Here is a 13,921-nt window from a genome sequence, read left to right on the forward strand (position 1 = left end):
TAACACGTCTCTTTATCTGCTTTCAATACTTCCGATATTTTTTATCAGAAGAGAAATGGTCCCATCTGCATTGGTTATAAATTCAATCCTGTCCTTATTATTATATTCTTCCATAGGAATCTTCAGTTCAATGCCAGTGTCTGTCAGAAGACGCTGAGTCATATATTTCTTGGTAGTGGCCGGATTCTGGGGTTCTACCGCAGCTTCATTCAAATGATATTTTTCCAGCTTTTCATGGACTTCTTCCTTCATATCCGGATGGTCTTTGAAAATCTTATCTACCACCTCCGGAACCTGGAAGCCTCCCTGCTCTGCAAATTCCCGATTCAGAATGCTTTTTGTCTCCATCTGTACTTCAAACTGCTCTGACTCACTAAAGTATTTTTTCTGTACATCCGCCACAGCCTTGCTTACAATAGATAACTTGGACTTAGAGGAAAGAGAGGCGGAACATTTCAGGAACATTTTGGAAAAATAATTGGTCTTTACCCCATTTACCTCATATTTTTTCTCCGCCACCCGCAGATACTGGGGAGAATCCAGGTCAATAAGAGCCGCCTCTGTAAGCTTCTGAGTCTCTCCTGGGAGAATGGCCTTTTGCTGGATGATATCGTTATTGTTTCCCCAGGGGTCTGAATTGGTCAGATGGGTATAGGAAGTTTTATAATTCATTTTCAAAAGAGCCAGATATCTGTGCTTTTCTACGCTGTACTCTGCCACCAGCAAGTCTGCTCCGGGAATATCGATATTCTGATTCATAATAGGATAAAGCTGGCCTGCGATCTTTTGGGAAATCTCCAGGAATTTCTCCTGTTCCCACTCTTCCACCAGGAGAAAAATCTGGGAGTCTTCCAAAAAACTGCAGTTTTTCACATCGTCGCTGGTATCGATCTTGTAAATATGGGCTTTCAGGAAATCTGCCAGATCGGAGCCAAGGTCCAGAAGCGTATCAGACAGCACCGGCATTCCAAGTCCAGGGTCCATAATATGTACCACAGCCTGCTCTATGCGGATCTCTTCTTTGGAATTTAACATCTCTTTTTCCTCTTTTCTTTTATACTTCTCTTCCGTTCATCATGCCCTGGCATGCAATTATGATCACCAAAGATACCAAAATATTCATAACCAGGCTGATCACGGTAAAGACAGCCATCATCAGAGCAGGCTCCCGGTACATGCCTGTCAGTAGAATGATCAGCATTCCAAGGATCAGGGAAGGCACTGCCGCCACAAGGATGATCAGCATACGCAGGAAGGATTCCAGCATCACATTGGCCCGGCTCCTTAAAATCCTTACAGACAGCACTGTTCCCGCCACAAAGATCAGACTGTAGCCCAGAAGCATGATCAGATACTGAAAAATATCCAACGGCGCCATTCTGGTAAAGATCCCTGCAAAAATTACAGAAACGCTCATGATAATGCCGATTTTCAGATAGGCCGGGATCATGGCATAGACCAGTTTCTTTAAGGGACTGTCCGGAATCAGGTAAATCTGATAGTTGTTCAAATCCCGGAGAAGATCAGAGTCCTGGATCAGGGTAAACAGCCAGATGATCATCATATAGCAGAACATATAAAAAACGTTATCTGGAAGAACGATCAGACTGATCACGAAATACATCACAATAACTGCTGCGTCCTGCTTTCTCAGAAAATTGCCTGTTTTTCGCATGATCAGCATGTTTTTGGAAAGAATGGCTTTCGCTCCGGGTGCAAATTCTCCTTTCACCCTTTTTACTTTTCCATCCTCAATCCTTGCCCTTCCGCCGTTTTCTTTGGCTCTTCTCAAGAAGGCACTGGCTTCCTCTGCATCTGCTACTGCCTGCTCTGTAATGTCTTTGTCAAATCTTAAAAAGAATACCACAATGATCAGACAGCAGGCAAGAAGAAGTCCGGTTCCTCCAAGGGTAAAAAGATACTGACTGTGGAGATAGCCATCTATGGCCCACTTCGCCCATCCAAAGAAAGGAACCAGATAAAATTCCCGGCTGGCTGCAAATATAAAAAATCCGTTTTTCAAATCGTAGTTTGACTGATACACAGACCAGAAAAATACCAGCGCCGTACAGACCACGGCCACAGCCAAAGGCAGATAATTCCATTTTTTATATTTTGCGTCCACCAGTCCCCACATATAAATGTAATCTGTGAGGAGAAGAAAGAAGAAAAGCATCAGGGTCAAAACTACAAAACATACCAGAAAATAGGGTATGGTAAAATATCCCGTCATGGAAAACATGGCGATCATGTAGCATCCTAAAAGGCTGTAGAGCACTCCCTGTCTGAGAGACTGGAGCATGATATAGCCGTTCACCTGTTTTCTGGTATAGGGACCAGCGAAAAGGTAGTACGCATCTGTGTCAAATACCAGAGCCTTTCTTTTGTTCAGCATAACCGTAAAAGCAAAAAGAGCGGTCATACCGATGCCTATAAGAAGGGCTGAATTTGTGTCCAGAGTTCCTTTTGCCATTGGATTGTCTGAAGATGCAGCAAAAGCCATGATCACCAGGCCGCCGTAAAGAAGGATCAATAAAATCGTGATCAGTGCAGAAGCCGGGGTTCGGAATTGATTCCGGACTGCTCCCTTCATTTTTAAAAAAGATAGAAATAGCAGTGACCTCATTTATTCTTCCTCCGCTGTAGCTTCAAAGAAAATCTGTTTCAGTGTTTCGCTGCCTTCCTCGCCTCTGTGGATCCGGCGGATGATCTCCCCGTGATTCATAATATAGGCGCAGTCCCAGATATCATTGACCACATCAATGATATGGGTGCTGATCAATATAGAGGTGCCCTGATTTTTCAGCTCTACCAGAAGCTGCAGCACTTCTTCGATACTGGCAGGGTCAAGTCCTACCATAGGCTCGTCTACCAGGAGCGCCTTGGGCTCCGTCAGCAGGGCCAGGATCATGCTCAGTTTCTGCTTCATACCTTTACTCAGCTCTTTTGCAAGTTTATTTCTCTGTTCTGTCAGCTGAAACTGCTCCAGATATTTTTCTCCCGTCTCTTTATAGTTCTCCAGGCGATATGCCTTTCCAATAAATTCAATACTCTCATCTACAGTAAGAAGGTCATAGAGTACCGGAACCTCCGGAATATAGCCAAATTGTTGTTTTGCTTCCAGGCTGTTGTTTGGGCAGCCGCAGATGAGAATTTCCCCTTTATAGCTCAGAAGATTTACAATACTCTTGATCGTTGTAGACTTTCCAGCACCATTAGGTCCCAGAAGTATAGTAATTTCACCGGGCATTGCAGTAAGGGAAGCGTCTTTCACCGCTGCCTGATGGCTTCCTTTATAGTACTTGGTAAGATTCTTTACCTCAATCATATCTGTCCTCCTTGGTATGATTTTTCCAACAATTTCTAAAATTTATCGGAAAATTATTAACGTTTAGGCCAGTATATCAAAAAGTTCTGTCATGGTAAAGGAAAACCTTTCTGGTTGATTTTTATTTCTTCTTTTATTGCTTCTCCTTCTGTCACTGTGATATACTTGCATTGTGAATAGGTTTTACAAAAATTTTATATATTAGGAGGATTTTATGCCAAAGAGAAATGATATCCACAAAGTCTTGATCATCGGTTCCGGCCCAATCATTATCGGACAGGCCTGCGAATTCGACTATTCTGGCACCCAGGCCTGCAAAGCCTTAAAGAGCCTTGGCTATGAAATTGTGCTGGTCAATTCCAATCCGGCCACCATTATGACCGATCCCTCTACTGCAGATGTAACTTATATCGAGCCTCTGAATGTAGACCGCCTGACAGAGATCATCGCAAAAGAACGGCCTGATGCCCTTCTTCCAAATCTGGGCGGGCAATCCGGCCTGAATCTCTGTGAAGAATTATATCATGCCGGCGTACTGGACAAATATAACGTAGAAGTCATCGGTGTTCAGGTCGATGCCATCAGCCGGGGGGAAGACCGTATCGAATTTAAGAATACCATGAATAAACTGGGCATTGAAATGGCCCGGAGCGCTCCTGCTTATTCTGTAGAAGAAGCCGTGAAGATTGCCGGCCAGCTTGGCTATCCCTGTGTAATCCGTCCTGCCTATACTATGGGTGGAACCGGAGGCGGAATCGTCTACAACGAAGAAGAGCTGCGTAAAGTAGCTGCCAGAGGTATCGCTGCTTCTATGGTAAACCAGATTCTCATCGAAGAATCTGTTATCGGCTGGGAAGAGCTGGAAGTAGAGGTTGTCCGTGACGCAAAGGGGCAGAAGATTTCTGTCTGCTTTATTGAAAACATTGACCCTATGGGTGTTCATACAGGAGACTCTTTCTGTGCCGCTCCTATGCTGACGATCTCCCAGGAAGTCCAGGATGAGCTGGAAAAGCAGGCTCATGCTATTGTAGAATCCATCGGCGTTATCGGCGGTACCAACGTACAGTTTGCCCACGACCCCAAGAGCGGACGTATCATTATCATTGAGATCAATCCCAGAACTTCCCGCTCCTCTGCCCTTGCCAGCAAGGCTACAGGCTTCCCTATCGCCTATGTATCTGCCCTTCTGGCCGCCGGTCTGACACTTGATGAGATTCCTTACTGGAAAGAGGGAACTCTGGACAAATACAAACCCTCAGGGGATTACGTGGTTATCAAGTTTGCCCGCTGGGCCTTTGAGAAATTTAAAGGTTCCCAGGATAAGCTCGGCACACAGATGAAAGCCGTAGGCGAAGTAATGTCCATCGGTAAAAACTACAAAGAGGCTCTTCAGAAAGCCATCCGCTCTCTGGAAAAAGGCCGCTACGGACTGGGCTTTGCCTCAGATTTTAACAGCCTTTCCCTGGATGAGCTGTACCGGAGACTGGCAGAGCCTACCAGCGAACGCCAGTTTCTTCTGTACGAAGCCATCCGGAAAGGGGCTTCTCTTGAAAAACTCCACGATATGACTCATATCAAAATGTGGTTCCTGGAGCAGATGAAAGAGCTGGTAGACCTGGAAGAAGAAATTCTGAAATACCAGGATAAAGAACTGCCTGACCAGCTGCTGATCCGGGCAAAGAAAGACGGATTCTCCGACAAATATCTGGCTCAGCTCCTTCACACAGAGGAATGGGAACTGTTTAAACGGAGAGAATCACTGGGACTTTCCCAGCGCTGGGATGCAGTTCCTGTAAGTGCTGTAAAGGAGCCTGCTTCCTACTATTACTCTACCTATATCGGAGAAGACAAAGCCACAGTTTCCGAAGGACGTAAAGTTATGGTTCTGGGCGGCGGTCCAAACCGTATCGGCCAGGGTATCGAGTTCGATTACTGCTGTGTTCACGCAGCCTTTACTCTCCGTGAGCTGGGCTTTGAGACCATCATGGTAAACTGTAATCCGGAAACCGTATCTACAGACTATGATACTTCAGATAAACTCTACTTTGAGCCTCTTACTGTAGAAGATGTTATGTCTATCTATAACAAAGAAAAACCTCTGGGCATTATCGTTCAGTTCGGCGGACAGACGCCTCTGAATATTGCAGCAGAGCTGGAAAAACGAGGAGCGCATATTCTGGGAACCTCTCCGGCAGTTATCGACATGGCTGAGGACAGAGACCAGTTCAATGCTATGATGCAGAAACTGGAGATTCCTATGCCGGAATCCGGAATGGCAGTAAATGTAGAGGAAGCTTTGGAGATCGCCCACCGCATCGGTTATCCTATGATGGTGCGTCCTTCCTATGTCCTTGGAGGAAGAGGTATGGAGGTAGTCTATGACGACGATATGCTGAAAGACTACATGGCCGCTGCTATTAATGTAACACCGGAACGTCCCATCCTTATGGATAAATTCCTTCAGAATGCTCTGGAATGTGAAACCGACGCCATCTCTGACGGTGCACACGCTTTTGTTCCTACAGTTATGCAGCACATTGAGCAGGCCGGCATCCACTCCGGAGACTCTGCCTGTGTAATTCCTTCCGTAGAGATTTCAGAAGAGCACAAAGACCTGATCCGGAAATATACCACTGCCATTGCCTGCGAAATGGGCGTTGTGGGACTGATGAACATGCAGTATGCTATCTGTGAAGGCAAAGTCTATGTTCTGGAAGCCAACCCAAGAGCCTCTCGTACAGTTCCTCTGGTATCCAAAGTCTGCAATATCAATATGGCAAATATTGCAACAAAATTAATGACCTACGAACTTACCGGCACTCGTCCTGATGTGACAAAATACGAAGAAAAAGAGCATCCTTACTATGGAGTTAAGGAAGCCGTCTTCCCATTTAATATGTTCCCGGAGGTAGACCCTCTTCTTGGGCCGGAAATGCGTTCCACAGGAGAAGTTCTGGGTCTGGGAGAATCCTTCGGAATGGCCTATTACAAGGCGGAAGAAGCTGCAAATGCCAAGCTTCCTCTGGGCGGAACTGCTCTTGTCAGCGTAAACAAAAAAGACCGTCCCGACGCTCTTACCGTAGCCAGACAGCTTCATGAGCTGGGATTTGAAATTGTTTCTACAGAAGGATGCGCCGGTTACTTCAATGAAAACGGCGTTCCATGCAAAGCATTGAAGAAACTCCAGGAGGGCCGTCCCAATATCTATGATGCCATGGTGAACGGACAGATCGATCTGATCGTCAATACACCTGCTGGCAAACAGAGTAAATATGATGACTCTTATCTGCGGAAAACTGCGATTAATAAACGAATTCCATATATCACTACTATGTCTGCGGCTCTGGCCAGCGCCAAAGGAATCCACGCAGTGCTGAATAAAGAGGCTTCACCTTTAAAATCTCTCCAGGAATATCACAAAATGCTGAAGTAAGATTACAATCTCAGGGCTGCCCCATTAAACAAAAATCGTGAATATTTAATGTGACAGCCCTGAAAAATTTATTACACCATTTTGGAGACTTATATTATGTCAGCGAAACATTCTAAAAATTTTATCCTGCTGTTTTTAACAGCTCTTATATGGGGAGTCGCCTTTGTAGCCCAGAGCGTGGCCATGGACTACATCGGTCCCTATACTTTTAATGCCGTCCGTTCTTTACTGGGCGGTATTGTACTGGTTCCCTGTGTATTTCTTTTCGGAGGGAGAAAAAAGGCGGACCGAACCCACGGACATACTGTGGACCGGCCCCAAGATGTGCTCATAGGCGGTGTACTCTGCGGCTTTATGCTGTTTCTTTCTACCACCCTCCAACAGGTCGGGATTCAGTATACTACTGTAGCAAAAGCCGGGTTTATTACTGCTTTATATATTATTTTAGTACCCATATTGGGAATATTCCTTAAAAAACAGGTTTCTTTTCAGATATGGATCAGTGTAGCCATTGCCCTTGCAGGGCTGTATCTGCTGTGTATGCAGGGCAGTTTTTCTCTGGGACAGGGAGATCTGCTGGTCCTGCTCTGCTCTCTTTGTTTTGCCCTGCACATACTGGTGATCGACCATTTTACGGACAGGGTCAGCGGAGTGAAACTGTCCTGCATACAGTTTTTTGTAAGCGCTCTCCTTTCCTCTGTGCTGATGTTTCTTTTTGAGAAGCCGTCTCTCTCAGAAATCCTGGCTGCCTGGCTGCCCATTGTTTACGGCGGTGTATTTTCCAGCGGAATTGCCTACACCCTGCAGATCATCGGTCAGAAAGGCACCGACCCTACCATCGCTTCTCTGATCCTCAGCCTGGAATCTGTAGTTTCTGTACTGGCTGGCTGGATCCTCCTTGGACAGGCTCTTACTCCCAGGGAAATTGCAGGCTGTTTACTGATGTTCGGAGCGATCATTCTGGCACAGGTTTCCCCGGCTTTGAAGAAAACTTCCGAAACAGAGTCTTTTTAGGTCCATTCCGAAAAAACATTTTTTATTAGAACAGCTAAGGCTGGTGTAATTTCCACAGATTTTTCTGTCTGCAAATTACACCAGCCTTTTTCCATTGATTTTTCAGTCAGATCCCCCGATGGCTCATTCTTCGGGATTTTTCTGGTCGCCTGCCGGACGATGCAGCAGGATTTTCTCCAGTTCCCAGGCACTGTCCGCTGTCTGTATAGCTCCTGCCTCTAAAAGCTCTTCCCGGGTCCCGTACCCATAAGTCACTCCAATGCAGGAAAGTCCAGTCTCTTTTGCGCCAAGAACATCGTAATGCCGGTCACCTACCATAATGACCTGATCTTTTTTATCCCCATATCCCATTTCCCCCAATACCTGAAGGATTACCTCTGCCTTTGTCATTTTGGGCCGGCTGATATCGCTGCCTCTGATAACGTCAAAATATGTATCCAGATGAAAATGCTCTAAAACGATCTTTACCATTGGAGCCGGCTTAGAAGAGGCCACCGCCAGAATAAGTCCCTGCTTTTTCAGAGCTCCCAGCAATTCCTCTATTCCGGGATATGGCTTATTTTCAAAAATTCCTGTGACATTATACCGTTCCCGGTAATACCGAACGGCTTCTTTTGCCTCCTCCTCACAAAACCCGGCATACACCATAAACTGTTCCAGAAGAGGCGGGCCAACAAAAACTTCCAGTTTCTTCAGATCTTCTCCAAGCTCCGGCTTTCCCATTTTCTCCAGGGCATATTGTACAGATTTCGTAATCCCCTCTCCTGAGGCTGTCAGGGTTCCATCCAGGTCAAATAATATTCCTTGATAATTCATCTTCCTACTCCTGTCTCAATTTATCGATCAGTTTCAATAGTTTGTCTTTTGTCATATTGGGATAATGGACTTTATCCACGTAAATATTAGGAGAAGTGCTGCACTTTTTCAGACAATTCCGAGTGGTCAGAAGAATCCTTTTATCTTTAGATAATCCCTCTTTATCTGTCTGCAGCTTTTCTTTTACAGCTGCCAGAAGCTCCAGACTGTCTTTTCTTTGGCATCGTTCCCCTGTGCACAAAAGAATCTCATGGACATAGGGTGCAGATTTTAAACTGGGGTACAGTTTTATGATACAGGCCAGCATACTTTCTTTGATTCCTATCTTTTCTGCTGCTATGCTGCAAGCCTCTGCAGGGATCCATCCTTCTGTCTCCTGGATTTCCCGAAGCATAGCTGTAAGGTTTTCCTGGGATTTTGCCTCTTTCTGACCGGCATAGTATTCTATGATTTCTCTTACTTCTGTTTCCTTTTTCATTGAACTTCCTCCTTTTCCAGGAAGACAAACTCTCTCTCAGAGGAATATTCTTCCCGGAATACATAGTTTAAGCTATGGAAATTTTTAATTTCTTCCGGCTCTTCGATCTGATTTTCTGAAAGCCAGCGGACCATTTCTCCTCTGGCCATTTTTGCTTTCGTGGCTTTTACTTTGATCTTTCCCTGAATATGTTCCCCGAAAATGCAGGTGATATACCGAACATCTTTCTCCAGATATTTTTCTATGGCTTTGCTGTACTCCTTAGATGCCAGATTCAGGATTGTCCGGTCCTCTCTTGTCAGCTCCCGATACAATCTGTCTCCCCAAAAGCTATACAGGTCTTTGTGTTCTCCTATCTGCAGCTTTGCCTGCATTTCCAGCCGATAGGGGATTACCCCGTCCTGGGGTCCCAGAAGTCCATAGAGTCCGGACAGAATCCGCAGATGTCCTTTTATATACTCCCATTGACGCTCTGTAAACACCTGAGGCGCCATATACTGATACTGGATTCCTTCATAGGCGATCACCGCCCCTGTCAGATTCTTATCCATCTCATAAAGCCTCAGACGTTCCAGGTTCTCCTCTGCGATTTTATCGTTACAGTTCCAGAGAGTTTTCAGAGAGCCGAAATCCATAGTCTTCATCTTTTCTCTTAAACAGCAGGCCTCTTCGTAAAATACAGGTCTGGTAAGCCTGTCAAGCTCCTCTTCTTTCCTATTCATCTTCTTTGCCGGTGATATAATGATTTTCATTTCATTAACTCCAAATCTGCATATTTCTTCCTGTTAGATTCCTATTTCGGTATTTTACCATGTTCTTCTGCTCCCGTCACTTCCTTTTTCGCCAATAGACTTTCCTTTTTTTCCATGGTAAAATGAATTTTGAAACAAACTGGAAAAATATATATGACGAAAGGAAAGAAATTTCAATGATAAAGGCTGTTATTTTTGATATGGATGGTGTTCTTTTTGACACAGAACGACTGATGAAAGAGGGATGGATGAAAGCTGGCAGAGAAATGGGGTTTACTATCACAGAAGAACATCTGCGCCAGATGAGAGGAAGTTCCCGGGACAGAAGTGCTGCCCTATTCGAAAAATGGTACCATGGCACAGTAGACTATAACAGGGGACGTCAGATCCGCAGCCAGTATACCAAAGAATATATTGATAAGTATTCTATTCCGGAAAAGAAGGGCCTGAAAGAACTTTTGGCTTTCTTAAAAGAAGAAGGACTTCCTGCTGCTGTGGCTACCTCTACAGACCGCAATACTGCTTCCCATTACTGGGAACTGGCCGGAATCACTTCTTTTATCACTGCCTCTGTATGTGGCAACGAGGTAGCTGCCTGCAAGCCGGAACCTGATATTTTCCTGAAAGCCGCCCGAGCCCTCCAGATACCGCCTGAAAACTGCCTGATCGTAGAAGACAGCATCAATGGTCTGAAAGCCGCAAGAGCTGCGGGAGGCATCTCCTGTATGGTACCGGATCTGACACCTTATACCGAAGAACTCCTGCCATTTTGCGACTATGTATGTGAGGATCTATCTCAGATAATCCCTCTTATCAAAGATATAAATCATAGGTAAGCTTAGATTACTTTTCATGATTTGCCTTCGCCAGCTCCATAATCTCCTTATATTTACTCATGATATAACCGAAATTTTTTCTTTTGTGGGGCAGAAGGCAGTCTGTACAATCCTTTACGCCCTTTTCTGTATATTTAAAGTTTCCTCCGCACTTATCTCCCAGAGCATACAGAGGACAGTAGCAGAACAGACAGTTAAAGTTTTCCGGGTCATTCGTTTTATGACATGGAAAATATTCACATTCTTTATGACTGAAAAAAGAATACTTTTTCCCTTCCCAATAAGGTTTTTCTTCGCTCATAGATTTTCTCCTTTTTATAAATGATAAACTATACCCGGTATGAGATTCTCCGGCATATAACGTTCAGAGCCGTCAAAAAACTCTTCCAGAAGATTCAGATTCTCATCTGAATGCTCAATTTCTCTGGCAAACTGCCAGGCAGCCTGGCAGACTAGTTCCAGTTCCGGAAGCCTTCCCTGTTCATAACATCTCTCCATGATAATCTCCCTGATCCACAGTACAGAGAAAACTGCCAGAACAGCCTTCGTATAAATCATATCGTCATATACCCCTCCACAGAAATAGGTATAGACAAAGAAGACCAGTATCTGTTCTCCCCATATATCCCAGACCTGTTCCTTCCCTGCATATTTCAAGTTTTCAAAGAATTCTTTCTGAATCTCCTTATAAGCCACTTCTCCTTTATCATAAAGCCGGTGCTGGAGATTTGCAAGCTCTTTCCCCCAGTCTTCCCGGAGCACTTCCAGTTTTTCCAAATCTTTAGCCATATCCTTCATATTATTAAATCTGGCCTCAAGACTCTCCCACTCTTCTTTCTCCAGAGCTCTGTTCATACAGTCTTCCAGATTCAGTTCAAAAAGTTCCCCCTTATCCAGGACTTCCTGTATTTCATATGAAAATCTCAGAAGAACGGCCATCCTTTTAGAAAAATACAAAGTTCTGTTCTGGATCATGGAAAAAATAAGGTCTCTGGCTTCTTCCAGCCTGTCAAACAGCAGCAGATCAAAATCCTCATAATCCTCTTCCTCTTCCAAAGTATCTTCTGTCTCTATAAATTTTGTTTTTTCTTCTGTAGACAACATGATCCTGGCCGCCTCCGGACAGGAAAGAGAAAGGGAATATTCTCTCAGGTCCTCAAATTCTTCCACATGTCTGGGATACATCCGACAGGTCTGGCACAAAGCCTCTGGGCCCAGTTCCTGATAGAGCTCACACAGATTCTCATCATTCAAAAAACTGCATCTTTTATTATACTGTTCAAAAGCCCCCTGATACCAATCAATTGAGTTTAAAAGCCGGGTGCCGAAGCGGCCTTCTACACTGCTATATTTTTCCAGAGATTCTTCATCTATCAAAATCTGCCATCCTGCACAGCAGGTATCCGGACATCTGCCTGCAATACAATGGAAGCTGTCATAAAACTGTGGTTTTTTGTAACGCATCGATTTTTCCTGCTTTCTTTAATTATCAACATCAGGGTATCACGTTTTCTTTAAAATTACAATCCTCCCCGGGACAATCTTAGTCTGATCCGTTGTTCCCCAACAATAGAAGTGTCCTGGGGAGTCGCCTTTTCTATGTACTCGGTGATCATGGGACACCTGGGAAGCGACATGGTAGCGGCAAACGCCGTAGTAGTGGTAGCTAGAAATCTGGGAACCGTGCTCTGCTTTGGTATTGCCAATGCCGGAGGTATCCTGATCTTTCTTCTCCGTCCTGTGTTTATGAATATGTCTGATCTGAGTGCTGTATCCCAGGGATATTTGAATATCATGCTTTTTATAAACATGTATTATGTTATAGGACAGGCTATGAATTCTGCTGTCATCAGCGGTATTTTCCGGGCTGGAGGAGATTCTCGATGGGGATTTATCTGTGACTTTATTGACATGTGGGTATATGCAGTTCCCCTGGGCTTTCTTTCCGCTTTTATTCTTAAGCTGCCGCCTATGTGGGTATATTTTCTCATCTGCACAGATGAATTTGTAAAGCTTCCCTTTGTATACCGGCATTACAAAAGCTATAAGTGGCTGAAAAATATCACCCGTGAATTCTAAATTTTTACAAACAAAAACCGGGCAGGTCTGTGGGAAAATTTATCGTTTTCCCCAAGCCTGTCCGGCTTTTGTTTCTTTAGAATATCCTTCTCATTTCATACCATCTGGCTCCTCCGTGGGAAGAATCCGCCACACCGAAGCACTGAAATCCATGGCTTTCATAAAAACCGATCAGCCTTTCCTTACAGGTAAGGATCACACCTTTCTTTCCCCTTTTCCGGGCCAGCTCTGCAAAATACTCCACCAGTTTTCCTGCGATTCCCTGATGTCTGTATGCAGGGAGTACATTCAGGCCAAACACTGTCTGATAGGCCCCCTGGGAATTGTGAAGACTTACATCATGATACATCTCATCAGGAAGACATGGTTTATCTGTCGTGCCTCCATTAATGAATCCTATAGGTTGCCCTTCTGCCTCTGCCACCACAAAATTTTCCGGAAAAGCCTTCATTCTCTCTTCAATCTGGGCGGGGGAAGCCGCCTCCAGAGGAGGAAAGCAGATTCCTTCTATTTCTGCCAGAAGCTGGGCCTCCTGGGGCTTTGCCATTCTGATCACTACATCTGTCATGTTTTTGTCTAAATTCCTTTCGCCAGTTTTTCTATAATGTCCACGCAATTGTCAATCCCGATCAGGCTGCTGTCCAGACACAGGTGATAGTTCTGAACCATCCCCCAGGTTCTCCCTGTATAATGCTGGTAGTAAAGCTTTCGCTTTTTATCTTTTTCCTCCAGCCTTTTCTCTGGTTTCTCTTCTCTTTCCCCATAGAGGCGGATGATCCTTTCCTTCTTAAATTCCAAAGGCGCATGGACAAATACATGGAGGCAGTCCTCTCTGTCCTCCAATACATAGTCTCCACATCTGCCTACGATCACACATGGTTCCTTCTCCGCCAACTTCCGGATGATATCATACTGGACAGACCAGAGATAGTCTGCCATGGACATTCCGTTTGGTCCCATGGCCTGACCCTGAGTAAGACTGTAGAAAAACCAGTTAGAGCTTGACGCCTCCTCTCCCTGTTTTTCCACGAACTCCTGGCAGAATCCTGTTTCCTCTGCAATCTTCCTGATCAATTCCTTGTCATAATAGGGAATTCCAAGACGATCTGCAGTTTTCTTTCCGATAGTTCTTCCTCCACTGCCAAATTCACGGCTGATAGTGATCACCCTTTTTCCCATAATCCT

General features: G+C 44.8%; 13 protein-coding genes and 1 pseudogene. 4 read left to right on the forward strand and 10 right to left on the reverse strand.

The features are described 5' to 3' along the window. Positions 1–12: 12 nt before the first annotated feature. Genes B5G00_RS02785 through B5G00_RS02795 form a run of 3 tightly spaced genes read right to left on the reverse strand, consistent with a single transcriptional unit; the run spans position 13 to position 3,328 of the window. Positions 13–1,035, reverse strand: a complete 1,023-nt coding sequence (locus tag B5G00_RS02785) for a nucleoid-associated protein (RefSeq protein ID WP_087268140.1) — start codon at positions 1,033–1,035, stop codon at positions 13–15. Between the two features lie 19 nt (positions 1,036–1,054). After that, the gene (locus tag B5G00_RS02790; protein WP_087268143.1) at positions 1,055–2,626 is read right to left on the reverse strand and encodes a putative ABC exporter domain-containing protein; all 1,572 of its coding nucleotides are present in this window, start codon (positions 2,624–2,626) and stop codon (positions 1,055–1,057) included. Next, positions 2,627–3,328, reverse strand: a complete 702-nt coding sequence (locus tag B5G00_RS02795) for an ABC transporter ATP-binding protein (RefSeq protein ID WP_087268146.1) — start codon at positions 3,326–3,328, stop codon at positions 2,627–2,629. Positions 3,329–3,542: 214 nt separating this feature from the next. Here B5G00_RS02795 and carB point away from each other — a divergent pair, with 214 nt between their 5' ends. Both carB and B5G00_RS02805 read left to right on the forward strand, forming a co-directional pair. Further along, positions 3,543–6,761 (forward strand): carbamoyl-phosphate synthase large subunit, encoded by a 3,219-nt coding sequence (gene carB, locus B5G00_RS02800; RefSeq protein ID WP_087268149.1) that lies wholly within the window; start codon positions 3,543–3,545, stop codon positions 6,759–6,761. A gap of 96 nt (positions 6,762–6,857) precedes the next feature. Then, complete coding sequence (locus B5G00_RS02805; protein WP_087268152.1) at positions 6,858–7,775, forward strand: DMT family transporter; 918 nt, start codon at positions 6,858–6,860, stop codon at positions 7,773–7,775. Positions 7,776–7,898: 123 nt separating this feature from the next. On the opposite strand, the gene B5G00_RS02810 is transcribed toward B5G00_RS02805, so the two are convergent. Genes B5G00_RS02810 through yaaA form a run of 3 tightly spaced genes read right to left on the reverse strand, consistent with a single transcriptional unit; the run spans position 7,899 to position 9,821 of the window. Beyond that, positions 7,899–8,591 (reverse strand): HAD-IA family hydrolase, encoded by a 693-nt coding sequence (locus B5G00_RS02810; protein WP_087268156.1) that lies wholly within the window; start codon positions 8,589–8,591, stop codon positions 7,899–7,901. A 4-nt stretch (positions 8,592–8,595) separates the two neighbouring features. After that, a complete protein-coding gene (locus tag B5G00_RS02815) occupies positions 8,596–9,069 on the reverse strand; it encodes an NADH-quinone oxidoreductase subunit NuoE family protein (protein ID WP_087268159.1) in 474 nt (157 codons plus the stop codon). After that, entirely contained in the window at positions 9,066–9,821 is a 756-nt protein-coding gene (gene yaaA / locus B5G00_RS02820) for a peroxide stress protein YaaA (protein WP_087268162.1), read from the reverse strand. Before yaaA ends, B5G00_RS02815 begins: the two co-directional genes overlap by 4 nt. A gap of 176 nt (positions 9,822–9,997) precedes the next feature. Here yaaA and B5G00_RS02825 point away from each other — a divergent pair, with 176 nt between their 5' ends. Further along, a complete protein-coding gene (locus tag B5G00_RS02825) occupies positions 9,998–10,657 on the forward strand; it encodes an HAD family hydrolase (RefSeq protein WP_087268165.1) in 660 nt (219 codons plus the stop codon). Positions 10,658–10,664: 7 nt separating this feature from the next. On the opposite strand, the gene B5G00_RS02830 is transcribed toward B5G00_RS02825, so the two are convergent. Both B5G00_RS02830 and fliB read right to left on the reverse strand, forming a co-directional pair. Further along, the gene (locus B5G00_RS02830) at positions 10,665–10,958 is read right to left on the reverse strand and encodes a cysteine-rich small domain-containing protein (protein WP_087268167.1); all 294 of its coding nucleotides are present in this window, start codon (positions 10,956–10,958) and stop codon (positions 10,665–10,667) included. Positions 10,959–10,972: 14 nt separating this feature from the next. Beyond that, complete coding sequence (gene fliB, locus B5G00_RS02835) at positions 10,973–12,121, reverse strand: flagellin lysine-N-methylase (RefSeq protein ID WP_087268172.1); 1,149 nt, start codon at positions 12,119–12,121, stop codon at positions 10,973–10,975. Positions 12,122–12,229: 108 nt separating this feature from the next. Here fliB and B5G00_RS02840 point away from each other — a divergent pair. Next, positions 12,230–12,736 (forward strand): annotated as a pseudogene (locus B5G00_RS02840) (MATE family efflux transporter); the annotation flags it as partial. 76 nt (positions 12,737–12,812) lie between these two features. On the opposite strand, the gene B5G00_RS02845 reads toward B5G00_RS02840, so the two are convergent. Both B5G00_RS02845 and B5G00_RS02850 read right to left on the reverse strand, forming a co-directional pair. Then, positions 12,813–13,304 (reverse strand): GNAT family N-acetyltransferase, encoded by a 492-nt coding sequence (locus B5G00_RS02845; protein ID WP_087268175.1) that lies wholly within the window; start codon positions 13,302–13,304, stop codon positions 12,813–12,815. Positions 13,305–13,312: 8 nt separating this feature from the next. Beyond that, entirely contained in the window at positions 13,313–13,915 is a 603-nt protein-coding gene (locus B5G00_RS02850; RefSeq protein ID WP_087268178.1) for a cytidylate kinase-like family protein, read from the reverse strand. Positions 13,916–13,921 lie beyond the last annotated feature (6 nt).

The sequence above is a fragment of the Blautia sp. An46 genome (assembly GCF_002161645.1).
Classification (GTDB): Bacteria; Bacillota; Clostridia; order Lachnospirales; family Lachnospiraceae; genus Blautia; species Blautia ornithocaccae.

Bases quoted from the DNA above. Each gene is read 5' to 3' on its own strand.
- B5G00_RS02785 (WP_087268140.1), bottom strand. From the start codon at position 1,035: ATGTTAAATTCCAAAGAAGAGATCCGCATAGAGCAGGCTGTGGTACAT.
- B5G00_RS02790 (WP_087268143.1), bottom strand. From the start codon at position 2,626: ATGAGGTCACTGCTATTTCTATCTTTTTTAAAAATGAAGGGAGCAGTC.
- B5G00_RS02795 (WP_087268146.1), bottom strand. From the start codon at position 3,328: ATGATTGAGGTAAAGAATCTTACCAAGTACTATAAAGGAAGCCATCAG.
- carB (WP_087268149.1), top strand. From the start codon at position 3,543: ATGCCAAAGAGAAATGATATCCACAAAGTCTTGATCATCGGTTCCGGC.
- B5G00_RS02805 (WP_087268152.1), top strand. From the start codon at position 6,858: ATGTCAGCGAAACATTCTAAAAATTTTATCCTGCTGTTTTTAACAGCT.
- B5G00_RS02810 (WP_087268156.1), bottom strand. From the start codon at position 8,591: ATGAATTATCAAGGAATATTATTTGACCTGGATGGAACCCTGACAGCC.
- B5G00_RS02815 (WP_087268159.1), bottom strand. From the start codon at position 9,069: ATGAAAAAGGAAACAGAAGTAAGAGAAATCATAGAATACTATGCCGGT.
- yaaA (WP_087268162.1), bottom strand. From the start codon at position 9,821: ATGAAAATCATTATATCACCGGCAAAGAAGATGAATAGGAAAGAAGAG.
- B5G00_RS02825 (WP_087268165.1), top strand. From the start codon at position 9,998: ATGATAAAGGCTGTTATTTTTGATATGGATGGTGTTCTTTTTGACACA.
- B5G00_RS02830 (WP_087268167.1), bottom strand. From the start codon at position 10,958: ATGAGCGAAGAAAAACCTTATTGGGAAGGGAAAAAGTATTCTTTTTTC.
- fliB (WP_087268172.1), bottom strand. From the start codon at position 12,121: ATGCGTTACAAAAAACCACAGTTTTATGACAGCTTCCATTGTATTGCA.
- B5G00_RS02845 (WP_087268175.1), bottom strand. From the start codon at position 13,304: ATGACAGATGTAGTGATCAGAATGGCAAAGCCCCAGGAGGCCCAGCTT.
- B5G00_RS02850 (WP_087268178.1), bottom strand. From the start codon at position 13,915: ATGGGAAAAAGGGTGATCACTATCAGCCGTGAATTTGGCAGTGGAGGA.